15 protein-coding genes are annotated in these 13,852 nt (G+C 42.8%); 6 read left to right on the plus strand and 9 right to left on the minus strand.

Annotation, left to right across the window (positions count from 1 at the left end):
* Positions 1-3: 3 nt before the first annotated feature.
* Positions 4-1,113, plus strand: a complete 1,110-nt coding sequence (locus HEQ19_16050) for an ATP-binding protein (protein ID WYM03446.2) — start codon at positions 4-6, stop codon at positions 1,111-1,113.
* 260 nt (positions 1,114-1,373) lie between these two features.
* Here the strand turns inward: HEQ19_16050 and HEQ19_16055 are convergent, their stop codons facing one another.
* The 5 genes from HEQ19_16055 to HEQ19_16075 form a co-directional block, all read right to left on the minus strand.
* Positions 1,374-1,685 carry a HigA family addiction module antitoxin gene (locus HEQ19_16055; GenBank protein WYM00797.1) on the minus strand — a complete coding sequence of 104 codons (312 nt, stop codon included), beginning with the start codon at positions 1,683-1,685 and terminating at the stop codon, positions 1,374-1,376.
* A 9-nt stretch (positions 1,686-1,694) separates the two neighbouring features.
* The gene (locus tag HEQ19_31095) at positions 1,695-2,180 is read right to left on the minus strand and encodes a type II toxin-antitoxin system RelE/ParE family toxin (protein WZI66929.1); all 486 of its coding nucleotides are present in this window, start codon (positions 2,178-2,180) and stop codon (positions 1,695-1,697) included.
* Between the two features lie 3 nt (positions 2,181-2,183).
* Positions 2,184-3,269 carry a RuBisCO accumulation factor 1 gene (locus HEQ19_16065; protein WYM00798.1) on the minus strand — a complete coding sequence of 362 codons (1,086 nt, stop codon included), beginning with the start codon at positions 3,267-3,269 and terminating at the stop codon, positions 2,184-2,186.
* A 458-nt stretch (positions 3,270-3,727) separates the two neighbouring features.
* A complete protein-coding gene (locus tag HEQ19_16070) occupies positions 3,728-3,910 on the minus strand; it encodes a hypothetical protein (protein WYM00799.1) in 183 nt (60 codons plus the stop codon).
* Positions 3,911-3,951: 41 nt separating this feature from the next.
* Positions 3,952-4,116, minus strand: coding sequence for a hypothetical protein (locus HEQ19_16075; protein ID WYL98118.1), 165 nt, complete (start codon positions 4,114-4,116; stop codon positions 3,952-3,954).
* Between the two features lie 73 nt (positions 4,117-4,189).
* Between HEQ19_16075 and HEQ19_16080 the strand changes: the two genes are divergently transcribed.
* From HEQ19_16080 to HEQ19_16090, 3 genes are all read left to right on the plus strand, one after another.
* Positions 4,190-5,146, plus strand: a complete 957-nt coding sequence (locus HEQ19_16080; GenBank protein WYM00800.1) for a response regulator — start codon at positions 4,190-4,192, stop codon at positions 5,144-5,146.
* Between the two features lie 92 nt (positions 5,147-5,238).
* Positions 5,239-5,934, plus strand: coding sequence for a bifunctional demethylmenaquinone methyltransferase/2-methoxy-6-polyprenyl-1,4-benzoquinol methylase UbiE (gene ubiE, locus HEQ19_16085; GenBank protein ID WYM00801.1), 696 nt, complete (start codon positions 5,239-5,241; stop codon positions 5,932-5,934).
* A gap of 37 nt (positions 5,935-5,971) precedes the next feature.
* Positions 5,972-7,207 carry a DUF445 family protein gene (locus HEQ19_16090; GenBank protein WYM00802.1) on the plus strand — a complete coding sequence of 412 codons (1,236 nt, stop codon included), beginning with the start codon at positions 5,972-5,974 and terminating at the stop codon, positions 7,205-7,207.
* A gap of 156 nt (positions 7,208-7,363) precedes the next feature.
* On the opposite strand, the gene HEQ19_16095 is transcribed toward HEQ19_16090, so the two are convergent.
* Together HEQ19_16095 and HEQ19_16100 are read right to left on the minus strand one after the other, a co-directional pair.
* Positions 7,364-7,927, minus strand: coding sequence for a Uma2 family endonuclease (locus HEQ19_16095; GenBank protein WYM00803.1), 564 nt, complete (start codon positions 7,925-7,927; stop codon positions 7,364-7,366).
* Positions 7,928-8,004: 77 nt separating this feature from the next.
* Positions 8,005-9,405 (minus strand): transposase, encoded by a 1,401-nt coding sequence (locus HEQ19_16100; protein WYM00804.1) that lies wholly within the window; start codon positions 9,403-9,405, stop codon positions 8,005-8,007.
* An 88-nt stretch (positions 9,406-9,493) separates the two neighbouring features.
* Here HEQ19_16100 and HEQ19_16105 point away from each other — a divergent pair, with 88 nt between their 5' ends.
* Entirely contained in the window at positions 9,494-9,655 is a 162-nt protein-coding gene (locus tag HEQ19_16105; protein ID WYM00805.1) for a hypothetical protein, read from the plus strand.
* 73 nt (positions 9,656-9,728) lie between these two features.
* Here the strand turns inward: HEQ19_16105 and HEQ19_16110 are convergent, their stop codons facing one another.
* Both HEQ19_16110 and HEQ19_16115 read right to left on the minus strand, forming a co-directional pair.
* Positions 9,729-10,292 carry a Uma2 family endonuclease gene (locus tag HEQ19_16110; protein WYM00806.1) on the minus strand — a complete coding sequence of 188 codons (564 nt, stop codon included), beginning with the start codon at positions 10,290-10,292 and terminating at the stop codon, positions 9,729-9,731.
* 701 nt (positions 10,293-10,993) lie between these two features.
* Positions 10,994-13,669, minus strand: coding sequence for an HD family phosphohydrolase (locus HEQ19_16115; protein WYM00807.1), 2,676 nt, complete (start codon positions 13,667-13,669; stop codon positions 10,994-10,996).
* 5 nt (positions 13,670-13,674) lie between these two features.
* On the opposite strand from HEQ19_16115, the gene HEQ19_16120 reads away from it, so the two are divergent.
* A complete protein-coding gene (locus HEQ19_16120) occupies positions 13,675-13,821 on the plus strand; it encodes a hypothetical protein (protein ID WYM00808.1) in 147 nt (48 codons plus the stop codon).
* The last annotated feature ends 31 nt before the right edge of the window (positions 13,822-13,852 follow it).

Consider the following 13,852-nt stretch of genomic DNA (forward strand, 5'->3'; position numbering starts at 1 on the left):
CCTATGAAAATCCTGATTGTTGAAGACGAACAGCTAGTTGCTGATGACCTCAGAGAAACTCTAGAATATTTAGGGTATGCTGTTCTCGCCCTGGTAGCAACCGGCGAAGAAGCCATTCTCCAGGTGGAGTCATTACAACCTGACCTAGTGTTAATGGATATTTGCCTAGAAGGTCAAATCGATGGTATTGAAGCTTCACATCAGATTCAGTCTCGCTTTCATGTCCCTGTGGTCTACCTGACAGCCAATGCTGACAAAGCTACCCTCGCAAGAGTCAAAGGAACTCAACCTTTTGGTTACATTTTAAAGCCCTTTGATGAAATGATTTTAGCCACTACCATTGATATTGCTCTATCTCGCCACCAAGCAGAAGTTGCGGTCAAAAAAGCCCTGGCTGCAGCCCAAGTAGATAAACAAGCCGCTGAATCTCAAATTCAACTTAAATCTCATTATCTCTATATGGCAGCTCATGAGTTTCGTAATCCCCTAACTACTATTCAACTAGGGGCCGAAATTCTCAAACACTACAGTAATCAGATGTCAGAAGAGAAAAAACAACAACATATCCAGCGGATTGAGTCAGCGACAGAGAATTTAAACTACCTATTAGAGGATATACTAACATTAGGGAAAGCCGAAGCAGGCAAACTCGAATGCCATCCAACACCCATCGATGTGGTCAGTTTCTGTGAAGAACTGGTAGAATCTTTACAATGGAGTGTGACAGAGCAATACACCTTAAAGTTTGCAGTAGATGGTGACTCTGGTCTAGCCTATCTCGATGAACAACTGCTATGGCATTTGCTGAATAATTTGCTGACTAATGCGATTAAATATTCCCCATTAGGTGGTATAGTATCTCTAACGCTAAGTTGGAAAGATAATACTATTTGTTTCCAAATCCAAGACCACGGTATAGGCATTCCACAACCTGCCTTAGACAAGCTTTTTGAACCCTTCCAGCGAGCAAATAACGTCGGTGACATTCCCGGTACAGGTTTGGGACTAGCAATTGTTAAGCAATGTGTCGATCTGCATGGGGGTAAAATTGAAGTTAATAGCGTTGTTGGTCAAGGCACTACTTTTGTGATTACCCTACCCACCAACATTTAATGTTTGTAGTAGTGCTACTCTGAAGGGTAGCGCTACTACATGCCAGAGATTTTATTGCTAAACGATAGGAACTTACAGCAATTTTCACTCATTTGAACCACAGATCTTCGTAGGGGCGCAAGGCCTTGCGCCCCTACCCTGTGGTCTATTTACCTGAAAATGGCTGTAAGAAATATTTGGCGTTGCTGATTAAGAGGAAGAGTTTTCAAAGTTGAATTTAACGATTTCATCCCGCAATTATGCAATGCCAAATATTTTACTTAATACGCCTGTAAATCAACCTGTAAATCAATAGGTGTGATCTCTCGCCAAGATTCTGATTCGTTGGCAGCACACCAAAGATCATATTTTTTCTGCAGATTTAACCAAAGCTCAGGTGTAGTTTGTAGTGCAGTAGCTAAACGCAGTGCCATGTTAGGAGTAATACTTGCTTGTTCGTTAACTATCTCAGACATAGTTTTACGAGATACACCAAGAATATCAGATAACTCTGTAATTGTTATATTTAGCGGTTCGAGATACTGGCGCTTGATTAACCCACCTGGGTGTCTAGGCTGTCTTCTGGTGATCATATAAAGCTCCTAGTGATAGTCTTCATAATTTACGTCGTAAGCATCCCCGTCTTCAAATGTAAAAGTTATACGCCAATTTTTGGTGACTGTAACAGACCAGTCCCCTTTTCTGTTTCCTTGCAATTGGTGAAGACCAGATCCGGGGTATTGCATATCTTTTATCTCGGTTGCGGCGTCAAGCCTGTCAAGTATATCTAAGAGTTTATCTGCGTGTGCTGGTTGAATACCACTTCTGTCATCATCTTCAAAGAGTTTTTTAATCCCCTTATGCTTAAATGTTCTGATCACAATAGAATTGTAACCCCTAGGGTTACACAAGTTTACTGTAAATATTATGTCAAAGTCAATACCGCTAACCCCAATCCCCAATCCCCAATCCCCAATCCCCAATCCCCAATCCCCAATCCCCAATCCCCAATCCCCAATCCCCAATCCCCAATCCCCAATCCCCAATCCCCAATCCCCAATCCCCAATCCCCAATCCCCAATCCCCAATACCTATTCGTCAATTTGCCAAGCATCCTTAATGAATTCTTCATCGAGAATCTTCTTAGCACGCACAATAATGATAATTTTTCCTAATAGAGGACTATCTGGTTTAGTTTCCCACCACTGAAAATCTAATTCACCGGCGTTATCGACTACAAAGTAGCTAGAATCATCCCATTGACGCTGGGCGCGATCTACAACTATCACCACTTGTCCTGGTTGGTTTTGTGACTGGTTGGGGAGGCGATCGCTATTTGCTAAAATTCCCACTGGGTCCTCTGCACTTAACAGCACTTGCCAACCCGGTAAAGGCATCCAAGCTTGCTCACCACTAAATTTGACTATGCGAAATGGCTCGATTTCGGGAACTAGGGGCACAGCCTGCAAGTCTTTAGGTGTCAATGGTAACTGACCCACTACAGGAATAATACGGGGCAATTCCTCTTCCGAATCCAGTCTGTAGAATGGTAAAAGCGGAGCCAGACGCTTAGGAGCAACAGTAAAATCTGTTAACAATTGTTCGATTTGTTGCCTAGCCGTTGGCGTATGAGCATAGCGTAGACCTTTAGCAATCAGACGCGATCGCTGTTGCAAATCTATGTTTTGGCGTGCCAGTTTCCAACTATAATAAGCTACAGCGTCCCCTGGATGAGCAGAGAAGCCTTGCGGCAAGTTGCGAAAATAGGAGAACTCTTTAATTGCTTTTGCGACTTCCCGCGCCTCGTCTACATCGAGTTTGTGTAAGCAAGTCAAATCAGCAGCTGCGGCGCGGTCATTTTGGGAAAGTAGACGCAGCTCGTACAAAACATCACTGCCACGTACAGCGTAATAGGATAGCGTGGCTTCTGATGCCCCAGCCTTTTCTAAAGAATTGTAAACTTGGGACGCAACAACTACCTGATTTTGTTGAATGGGTTCAAATCCAGTCGCTTCAAAAATCTCTTGGGGGTTGTAGCCAGACTTTTGCACAGTGGCGATCGCAATTCCCCATTCCACCCAGTTACCTTGCTTTTGCCTCAACCTTCGCAGCAACTCTTGTGCGACATCAGCAGCAGCGTTATCAGGATTTTGAGCGTTGGGTGGTAGATCAGTCATAAAACCTCACGGTATGCGGGAAACTCAGTGGCTTTAGCCCTGAGAGGGAAGCGACACGAGCGACTTTAGTCGTTTTGAATATTTTTTCATTACCGCCTTGGAGTTAGGAAATTCGGGGTACTTTTGTGATGTACTTTCAACGGGACAATTACCGATTCAAATTTCCCAACTCTGTACGCATAATGTGTTGCTCCGAGGAGCCTCCCTTTCGGGGTAATGTTAGCTTCGACCAGTTATCAGAGCTTGTTAGGCTTGCAACACTGTTTCAGTGACCTTAGAACTGTTTAATCACAAGCGACAGGGCAGGGAACTAGCTACGCATTCCAGGGTGTCGTGACTCAAATAACGGCTACCATAAGACTACGCTCAGGGTGGTCTGGTCAGTACGGCTTGCTTGATTGCTCTTACAAGCCCAGTCCCTTTAGGGCTGGGTTACTGACAATTATGCAATTCTTACTTTAACCAGAGAGGTTAATTATTACCTCATCAGCTAGTCTAGCTTGAAAACAGGGATTGGGGATTGGGGATTCGGGATTCGGGATTCGGGATTGGGGATTGGGGATTCGGGATTCGGGATTCGGGATTCGGGATTGGGAGTAGTACTCTGTCAAGATAAAAATGATGGACTGTAGTGCGGGCATCTTGCCCGCGTGAGCGAGACGCTCACACTACCAAAAATCCCTCAAAACAAAATTGACAGACTAGTAGTGACAAATGACCAATGACAAATGACCAATGACAAATGACAAATGACCAATGACCAATGACCAATGACCAATGACAAATGACCAACAATAACCGTAGCTATGTCTAACTTGACGATGTAGACATCCGCAAATACCCGCAAGGCTAGTTGGCTATGATCAACTAAGCTTAGTATGGAAGATTACAGAATGATTAATATTTAAAGGAATTATCTTATGGATAATCCCACTGTTGAAACTAGTACAATTCATCGTCAATTGATGACTCTAGAACGACCGAAAAAACTGAAAATTCTGGTAGTTGATGATGAGCCAGATAATCTAGACCTGCTGTATCGGACTTTTCGCCGGGATTTTCAGGTACTCAAAGCCGATAGTGGGATAAATGCCCTAGAAATGTTGGCAGCGGAAGGGGAAGTGGCGGTGATCATTTCCGATCAACGGATGCCGGAAATGAAAGGAACTGAGTTTCTCAGTAAGACTGTACCTCAATTTCCTGATACAGTTAGGATTATCCTCACTGGGTTTACTGATATTGAAGACTTAGTAGAGGCGATTAATGCCGGGCAAGTCTATAAATATATTACCAAACCTTGGGACCCAGGGGAACTGAAGGCGGTTGTGCAAAGGGCTGCTGAAACTTACGACTTGCTCAAGCAACGTACCGAAGAATTACGCCGCGCCAATGCTCAAATGTCCCTGCTAACTATTTTGGTCAAAGAAACCCAAGCTGCAACTAGTTTACAGGAAACACTGATACCCATTGCTAAGGCTTTTAGTGACACTTTTGTGACAGATGGCTGTATTTTGCAACTTGTTGAGGGAAATACTCTGGTTGCAACTCAAGGGTCTTATAGTTATAAAGATACCATAGCAAATTGGCTATCTCAAGACCCATTGGCAAAGGAGGCGATCGCCACTGGGCAAATACAAGTATCATTAAATGTTCCCAAAGACTCCAAATTAGCTGGTGTTACTCACTATCAGGAAGCTGGTGTACAGGCACTAGTAATTATCCCCATTATCTACCGCCACCAAATCATCGCGGTGTTGTCTCTACAGTGGAAACAACCCTGCACTTTGCGAGAAGATGAATTAAGGCTAATTGATTTATCAGCTCAATTGGTAGCGATCGCTCTCACTAGCAGTCGCTGTCATACCGCAAAAATTTAGTCAAGAGTCAAGAGTCCAAAGTCAAGAGTCCAAAGTCCAAAGTCAAGAGCGACAATATTAACTATTGACCCTTGACCTTTGACCCTTGACCCATGACTCACGAAATCCGCGCCATTTTTAATCGAATTGCTCCTGTTTACGACCAGTTGAACGATTGGTTAAGTCTAGGACAACATCGCATCTGGAAGGAAATGGTAATAAAATGGAGTGGCGCTAGTCCAGGAGATACTTGCCTGGATTTGTGTTGTGGTAGTGGTGACATCGCCTTAGGTTTAGCACGGCGTGTGGGTGCATCTGGACAGGTGTATGGGGTAGATTTTTCTTGCAACCTCCTAGAAACTGCCAAACAACGCGCCCAAAAGCAGTACCCCCAACCTCCCATCACTTGGGTAGAAGCCGATGTGCTAAGTTTACCCTTTGACAACAACCAATTTGACGCTGCCACGATGGGCTATGGTTTAAGAAACGTTACTGATATTCCCGCCAGTCTCAAAGAATTATACCGCGTTCTCAAACCAGGTGCCAAAGCCGCAATTTTAGACTTTCATCGACCCGACAATCCCCAGCTACGAGCCTTTCAACAGTGGTATCTTGATAGTATAGTTGTACCAATAGCCACGAATTTGGGCGTCAAGGAAGAATACGCCTACATCAGTCCTAGCTTAGACCGCTTTCCCATCGGCAGGGAACAAGTAGAGTTAGCGCATCAAGTTGGTTTTGCAGTTGTCACACACTATCCCATCGCTAACGGTATGATGGGAGTGCTGGTAGTTAAGAAAAACGCCTAACTGCCAACTCCTAACTCCTAACTTTAAACTCCTAACTTTGGATTGGTCTCATCTCTGGCTTTATGTATCTCCCCCGGTAGTGGGCGGAATTATTGGCTATTTCACCAACGATATAGCCATCAAAATGTTGTTTCGTCCCTACCAAGCAATTTATATCGGTGGTACAAGATTACCGTTCACTCCTGGATTGATTCCCCGTAATCAGGAACGTTTGGCTCAGAGGATTTCTAATACCATCATGGGGTCGTTATTGACTCCAGAGGAATTGCAAAAATTAGCCCGCCGTTTGTTAGAAACAGAGCGGGTACAATCAGCAATTCTCTGGTTGTTGCAGTTAGCAATCGAACAAGTAAAATCAGAAGATAAAAATGAAAAAAGCGCCAAAGTTGTGGCAGGAATTTTGCGTGATTTGTTAGGGGAATCATTGCCAAGGTTACTGAAGGTTTTGTCGCGGCGCGAGGATTTTTTGGAAGCGCAAATTAATCAAATTTTTGATCAAATATTACTAGAATTTCAACTGAGTGAAGAACAGTCTAAGCGGCTAGCTGATTGGTTATTGGAAGTAGTGCTTCCCCCAGACGTGCTGCGCCAGACGATAGTTGATTTTTTGACTGATAAGACAATTCAAATTATTGATGAAACATTTCGTGAAAAAACCAGTGGGACTTATTGGGTAGTAGCAAATTTATTTGGTTTACGTAATACTCTGACTAGGCTGAGAACTTTTTGTTTAGATGAAAAAGAGGCTACTAATGCTCGTTTGCAAGAATTAATTCAAGAATTGCAAATGCGCGATCGCATCAAAAAATTACTGCAAAATTTATCTTTACAAAACTTGCCAATTGGGACGGTGCGCCAACTGCGAAAAACCACTCGCGAAAGTGTGCGTCATTACGTGCTAAATAGTGGTAGCGATTTTTTACAAGGATTAACTGATTCTGTTGATTGGGATAATATTGCTATATTGCTGCTCAATCGTCTGAGCGCTTCACCTGTTTTGAGTACTTCTTTAGAAGTCGTCAGTCAGGAATTGGCTTTAATTCTAGATAAATATTTAGAAAAAGATTTAGAAAAAATTGTCGCCCAGATAATTCCCATTTTGTCAATAGATCAGGTGATTGTTGACCGGGTAAAGGCTACTTCACCCGCAGATTTAGAAGCGGCGATTGAGGGAATTGTCAAAAATGAATTGCAGGCTATTGTTACTTTAGGTGGTGTTTTGGGTGTAGTTGTAGGCTTGTTTCAAACAGTATTTTTGCTGTTTAATCAGTAGTAGGGGCGCAAGGCCTTGCGCCCCTACGATGGGATATTTTTTTAAATCGTAGGGTGCGTGACGCTGCGATAAATATTGTACGTAGTTACAAAACTTATGGCGTCACGCACCATTGTTTAAATGTGACACCTAAGTAAGTCCTGTAATAAAAGAGTTCTACAAAGCCATTTTCAACCAGCCGAACATTTGCTCTACTGTTAGCTGTAGTTCAATTTCCCCTAGCACTGGTAAATTATCAGATCCTTGTAACAGTTGCGGTTGTTGTCCTGGGAGAAATATTAGTACACTGCGATCGCCTGGATCAATAAACCAACCTAATTCGCTTCCATACTCTAAACAATAAAGGATATTACCAATTACTTTATTTGGCTTCTGTTCCGGGGAAAGAATCTCAATTGTCCAGTCTGGATGCAGTAGAAAATCATCAGGAACTTCCCCTTCGGCATTAAATGGGATACGATGCCACGAAAACACAGCTATATCAGGTATAATTGACCTATTACCAAAAGTACACCGCAGTTCGGGAAAAGCGTAGGCGATTTTCTGCTCCTCAGCTACTTGATTAATACCAGCACCAAGTTTACTCTGTAATCGGCTATGTCTTCCCTTCGGCATGGGCTTTTGGATAATCTCACCATTAATATATTCACTACCTGGTTTAGTTTCTGGAAGTTTGAGGAACTCTTCTAGGGTGGTTTTTGGCGGCGTTGTCGTGGTCATATTTGACCTCTAGCTGACTAAACTGATTTTAGCGCTGCACCATACTTTACTCAGTTCAAAATCTGTGGTGACATCTCCTACACCAACCCTACGGGTATGGTGTAGGCTTCTGAAGTCCTGTTAAGGATGTTCAAAATTTCCTTTGTAATACTGTCAGACATAGTTCCAACTATGTCTATTTTCTTACTACGGCGTTTTATACTTGGCATAATGCCCAAGCCAAGTCTCTTCAAATTGATAGCGGCATTAATGTCTCTATCAACTCTCAAAGATTCAATCTCATCCCAGTAATCTCTAGTATCAAGATTAGGAAATACTATCTCGTTCCGATAACTGAGAATTTGACTAGTATAAGCAGGATTTTGAGGTATCACAACGGCACCAGCTTTTGCGGCTATGTAACCTAATATCTCAAAAAACTGTGAAAATGCTGCATCCATCCAAGATTTATTTAATCCAGACTTTGCTGATTGTCCATTGGGTAAAAACTTACCATTTTCGTCTGGCTTTGGTGCATTTCTTTTACTCAAACCTTGTAAATTAAGTTTTTCATGGAAAAATACTTTCTTACCACTTCTTACAAGTTTATGGGCAGTCTTATATTGAAAATCCTTACGACTTCTAGCGATACGTTGATGCTGTTTACCTTCTTTTTTAGCTAGTTTTCTTCTAGGTTTACTACCAGGTTTTCTTTTATTTCTCTTGATTGATACTTTATCCAGTTTATGTTGGTTTTTACGTAGTGATTTTAAAGAAGGTAGTTTGTCACCTGCGGATGTAGCCAGATAATCATCACCATGTAAAACAGCGTCCAAACCCATTGAATTATCCCAAGCTGGAACAATTAAATCAGGATTAAAATCAGGTACAGAGGTATCTTCCAGACACATCTGGATATACCAACCATCTACTTTTTTGGTTACGCTGATTTGTTTAAGTTTAAAACCACTGGGCAAAGGTCGATGCATTCTGACTTGTACAACACCCAATTTAGGTAATCTTAGATATAACCAGTTTTTCCGAACTAGTTTAATCCAATCATCTTTAGCACTTGCAAAAGTCATTGTGCCAAAACTAGCTGCTGTTTTAAAACGTGGCTTACCCGAACGCTTACCCTTTTTATCACCAACTATAAACCTTTCAAAAGCCTTATCAACTCGCTTACAAATATCTTGCAAAACAGTTGAATTAACACGAGAAAAATCTAGTAACTCTCCACTATGCATTACCTTGATAAAATCTTTCTTTATTTCTGGTAATTGCAACTTTTGAGAGTAGTAACTTGGCCGCTCAAATAAACCAGGGAAAGTGTCTTTCCAAAAAGGAAACGCTTTTAGCTGCAAGTGATTGTTCTGCCACCATGAAAACCGCTCACCCAATTGTCGGTTGTACCAATAACGAGATATTCTTAACCACTCGTTAAGCTCTATCTTTTGATTAGTATCTGGGTAAAACTGATACTGGTAAGTTGTTTTCATCGTGATTCGACCTCTCACTTAACTTGTTATATGCTAGCATGAATGTACAAACAATGTACAGCCATCATGAAAAAGATTAGGGTTAAGGATGTCTGAACGTAGATATAATAAGTTGCAGTTATATTCAATACAAGTTGATAAAACAATGACACAAGTTTTAGAAGAATTTATCGATTCACTACCGAATCCAGAAATTGACAAAAACTCGACTGCCATTCAATCTGTTTCACCTGCGGTAAAAATTGATTGAATGGCGTCTCCTTTTTGTCGCGCAATTCATCCCGACACCAACACGAAGTGTATGGTGCGGGGCTTCTTGCTGTTTAAGCTAAATCCAAGACAAATCCAGGTAGTACATCCTCACCTGATAAACTAGTGGGCGATTGCAGAATCTCAACTTCCTGTCCAGGTCGATAAATTTCTACACGTTGGTTATGAGGGTCAATCAACCAAGCTAGACGCACACCATTATTAATATACTCCTGCATTTTTTGTTGCAATTTCGGGAGATTGTCAGCAGCCGATCGCAATTCCACAGCAAAATCAGGAGCCATAGGCAGAAATTTGGTAGGATCGGGATTGAGCGCAACTAATCGTTCCCGACTTACCCAAGACGCATCAGGAGACCGATCTGCACCATTGGGGAGTTTGAAACCGGTTGAAGAATCGAAAGCCAAGCCTGTACCATCAGCATCAGCCCAATTCCCTAAGCGCTGTGTTAGTCTACTATTGCGATTACCGGTTTCCCATCCTGTTGGTGGCATAATGACTAATTCTCCCTCCGCTGTCCTCTCCAGACGCAAGTCACGATTATTCTGACAGATTTGAAAGAACTGCTCATCTGTGAGTTCGATAGTGGGATATAGTTTAAAAGTTAAGGCAGTCATAAAAAATTCTATATTTCCATTTCAATTTTATCAAGTTTGACGATAGGTACAAAACTCTAACTTCCTTTTTGTTGTTGTTTTTGTATGTTGTCAAGTTGGTGTGGTGGGGGTATAAGGACATTCCTAGTCCTCCCGTATTGCTTCCTCTTGGCTGTACCTGCGTGGGAAACATTCACCTTCCACTACCCTCTCAACGGTGTCTCTATTATTTAGACGCTTCCCCACCCCAATTTGTGAATTTTTCGAGTTACAGGCACTTTTTTTCCCAAAAAATAAAACTCAAGTCCTACAACGCTTATACTGCATACCTTTCAGCCGCTGCATAATTTTTCTCAATTACGAGCGAGCAGGGTAAAAGGGGTACAACCGGGAGGTACGTGCAAAATGGGACACGTTGTAAAGTTATGTAAACAATAGCTCTACAACCCTTGCCAGACCTACCTTCACACTTTCTCAAACCAAAACTACTCCCTTCCCGCTGGAAGATTACCGAAATAATTTTGAGCTTCTGCAAAGACGCAAAGGCGCAAAGAAGGAAAATTATAGGTAATCTTTATCCCTAAATCTACACCGACATAATCATGTTCTTTTTTGGTGATTTCGGGCGAGATTTCATAGTAGGGTCTGCACCATACGCGCGCAAGGTTTTTGGTGCGGTTTGTCTTGTCAATAAATGTCCGTGCTAACTCCTCACTCTCCCCTCACCCCTTCGGCACTTTCTCATTACTACACTTTGACTTAGGATAAGCAATGCGTTTATGATGGAATTGTTGCCAAACTTCCACAAATATTTGGGCAATTCTGGTCATTTCATCCCGCGTGAGTCCAGAATCAACTAGTTGATTGTCTTGCCATCTGGCGCGAAGAATATTGTTAAGCATTGCTAAGGCTTGTTCTGCTGTCGCGTCTTTGAGACTTCGCAGTGCGGCTTCACAGGAATCGGCTAACATGACGATCGCAGTTTCCCGTGACTGGGGAATCGGTCCATCGTAGCGAAAATCGGCGTCGTTTACTGTTAAACTAGGATCATCCTTGGCCATTTGCTGGGCTTGGTGATGGAAATAGGCTATCAACATCGTTCCCTGATGCTCTGGAATAAAAGCTTGAATCGCTGTGGGTAACAGGTGTTTCCGCGCCATCGTCAACCCTTCGCTGACATGTTTTTTGATCAGTTCTGCACTTTTCCAAGGGTCTTGGATTTCTGTATCGTGTTTATTGGGTCCCCCCATTTGATTTTCTATAAAACCAAGGGGGTCATGCATTTTGCCAATATCATGGTATAATGTCCCAGCCCTGACTAGCTCGACATTGCATCCTAGTTGTTTGGCGGCTGCTTCGGCAAGGGTAGACACAAACAAGGTATGCTGAAAAGTACCGGGAGCAACGGTTGCGAGTCGTTTTAACAACGGGCGGTTGGGACTTGACAATTCTGCTAACCGGATGGGGGTGACTAAATCAAAGAGTTTTTCTAGATAAGGACTCAAGCCTAAAGCCACAATACTCCAGGCTAAACCCGACACAGCAAATAACCCTGCTTCCTGGAGGACGAGATACCAAGCTGAACCAAATGCTGCACCAATGAGAACTTTGAGAATTAGGTAAATACCACCCTCAGTTAAAGCAATAGCAACCCCCAAAAGTGCGAGTTCTTCACGTGATCGCAGTCTTTTGGCCATGCAACTACCAACTATTCCGGCTGATGCACCAGCTAACAGGGAAATCTTACTAATTTCCACGCTTACTGATAATACTACCAATAGCAACCCGACAACGGTAAGACCCAAAGTACCACCGTAGAAGCTACCCAGCAACAACCCAATGGCGCTCCAAGTAGTATATACTACACCCATCGTTACCACTCCCGGCGTACTCAGGGCTAGCAATAAGACTAACAGGCGATCGCGTTGTCGTAAGGGAGTTTTCATCCGCCGTTCAACAAAGACAAATATACCAATTGCAACGCTGACAAAAATTGCCAACTTCAGCAACTGCCTCCAGTTAATCTCCCGGCTGATGAGGTGATAATACTCCAGCACCTCAAAGTTCCACTCACTAATTTTATCTCCTTTGGTGACAATTACCTCACCTTTTTGGAAATCCACCATTACAGGTGCTATTTCAGCAGCAGCCTGTTTTGCTTGTTCTTGGGTTTTTTCTTCATCTTTGGTCAGATTCGGTTCCAGTACAGTCAACAACATGTTGATTGCCAAAGGTTCGGCGTCTTTGGCGACAAATGTCTGCACTTGTAGCCTCACCGTATCTGGTAAAATATTGGATGGCAGTCCGAATGGGATACCTTGGGTCAGAATGCGCTCGCTACTCTGACTGATTCCCGTGCGTGTTTTTTCCCAGTCATCATCTGACAAGTCTAAGAGGATATTTTGGTCATATGATATCTCCAACTTGACCGCCGGCATTTGTACAAGTTTAGCTTTAGCTTGCACATATTTTTGCCGTGCTTGCAATATTTGAGCAATGAGTGACGACAGGTTTTGTTGAGAAGTTGTGATTCGGTAATTTTCTAATTCCGCGACTGCTTGACTAAAGTCAACCTTTTGAGTAGTGAGTGTTGATGGTTGACGGTTGAATGTTGAGGGTTGATTATTGAGGGTTGAGAAGGTAGAATTTTGTTGTAACCCTCTACTTCTGCGTTTTGGAACCAAAAATCCTAACTGCTGTTGTCTAGTATTTTCTAACCCTGCTAACAAGGTTTGCCATTCCGACTCCGTACAAGAACGTAGATAACTCTGGCTGGAGACGGACAAAACTGACGTGTCAAAAAACGGAAAAGCGCCAGCCGTGACACGAATTTCGTTGCTTTTGTCTAGAAGTTGTTGTAAGTTACGGTTGATTTTCTCATTGATTGGCGTATCGACCATTAATATGGGTCTAGAACTTTGACTAACAACTTTGCGGTGGCGTTTGATTTCTGTTTGTTTCTCATCTTCGATGCTAGTAGTGTAGGGCGCTGTAATTGTTTGTGGCGCAATAGTTCCAACTTTTAGCTTGGGCTGGTTGTATAACTTATGGCCAATCACCCCTGTTAAGGATACTACTGCGATCGCCAACACCACAGAGGAACGTTTTTTATGTATCCAAGCTATACCGATTGTACCTAACCCCTGTGGACTATTGACGGATTTTGTCATTGTTCTGAGGGCTATTCCTGGCTTTGGCTGTCCACTTTCGTGACTGGTTTTTGATAAAAACAGAAGAATATTGCTGAGGACAAATTTTTGCAGCCCTCCACGGTGGCTATTATCGCTTTGATTGATCACCACCTCCAGTAACAGTCCTTTACGACGTAGCGTTTTGTACCATCGCCGCCAGTGAGTTAATTGCTGGATCAAGGACTTTAACAATCGCTGTTTTTTCATTACCTATGGCTTGTGTTGCTGACTTTGATCCTCAAAACAAGACTGGGGATTGGGGATTGGGGACACTTCGGCAAGCTCAGTGCATCGCTGGGGACTGGGGATTGGGGATTGGGGATTGGGGATTGGGGACTGGGGAAGGAATTGTTCCGTGATTAATTAGCTTTCAACAGTACTTTATAGTAA

Origin of the sequence: Gloeotrichia echinulata CP02 (assembly GCA_038087035.1) — a bacterium.
Taxonomy (GTDB): domain Bacteria; phylum Cyanobacteriota; class Cyanobacteriia; order Cyanobacteriales; family Nostocaceae; genus Gloeotrichia; species Gloeotrichia echinulata.

Excerpts from the sequence above, each read along its gene's own strand:
- HEQ19_16050 (WYM03446.2), top strand. The coding sequence starts at position 4 with ATGAAAATCCTGATTGTTGAAGACGAACAGCTAGTTGCTGATGACCTC.
- HEQ19_16055 (WYM00797.1), bottom strand. The coding sequence starts at position 1,685 with ATGATCACCAGAAGACAGCCTAGACACCCAGGTGGGTTAATCAAGCGC.
- HEQ19_16065 (WYM00798.1), bottom strand. The coding sequence starts at position 3,269 with ATGACTGATCTACCACCCAACGCTCAAAATCCTGATAACGCTGCTGCT.
- HEQ19_16070 (WYM00799.1), bottom strand. The coding sequence starts at position 3,910 with ATGCCCGCACTACAGTCCATCATTTTTATCTTGACAGAGTACTACTCC.
- HEQ19_16080 (WYM00800.1), top strand. The coding sequence starts at position 4,190 with ATGGATAATCCCACTGTTGAAACTAGTACAATTCATCGTCAATTGATG.
- ubiE (WYM00801.1), top strand. The coding sequence starts at position 5,239 with ATGACTCACGAAATCCGCGCCATTTTTAATCGAATTGCTCCTGTTTAC.
- HEQ19_16095 (WYM00803.1), bottom strand. The coding sequence starts at position 7,927 with ATGACCACGACAACGCCGCCAAAAACCACCCTAGAAGAGTTCCTCAAA.
- HEQ19_16100 (WYM00804.1), bottom strand. The coding sequence starts at position 9,405 with ATGAAAACAACTTACCAGTATCAGTTTTACCCAGATACTAATCAAAAG.
- HEQ19_16105 (WYM00805.1), top strand. The coding sequence starts at position 9,494 with ATGTCTGAACGTAGATATAATAAGTTGCAGTTATATTCAATACAAGTT.
- HEQ19_16110 (WYM00806.1), bottom strand. The coding sequence starts at position 10,292 with ATGACTGCCTTAACTTTTAAACTATATCCCACTATCGAACTCACAGAT.
- HEQ19_16115 (WYM00807.1), bottom strand. The coding sequence starts at position 13,669 with ATGAAAAAACAGCGATTGTTAAAGTCCTTGATCCAGCAATTAACTCAC.
- HEQ19_16120 (WYM00808.1), top strand. The coding sequence starts at position 13,675 with ATGGCTTGTGTTGCTGACTTTGATCCTCAAAACAAGACTGGGGATTGG.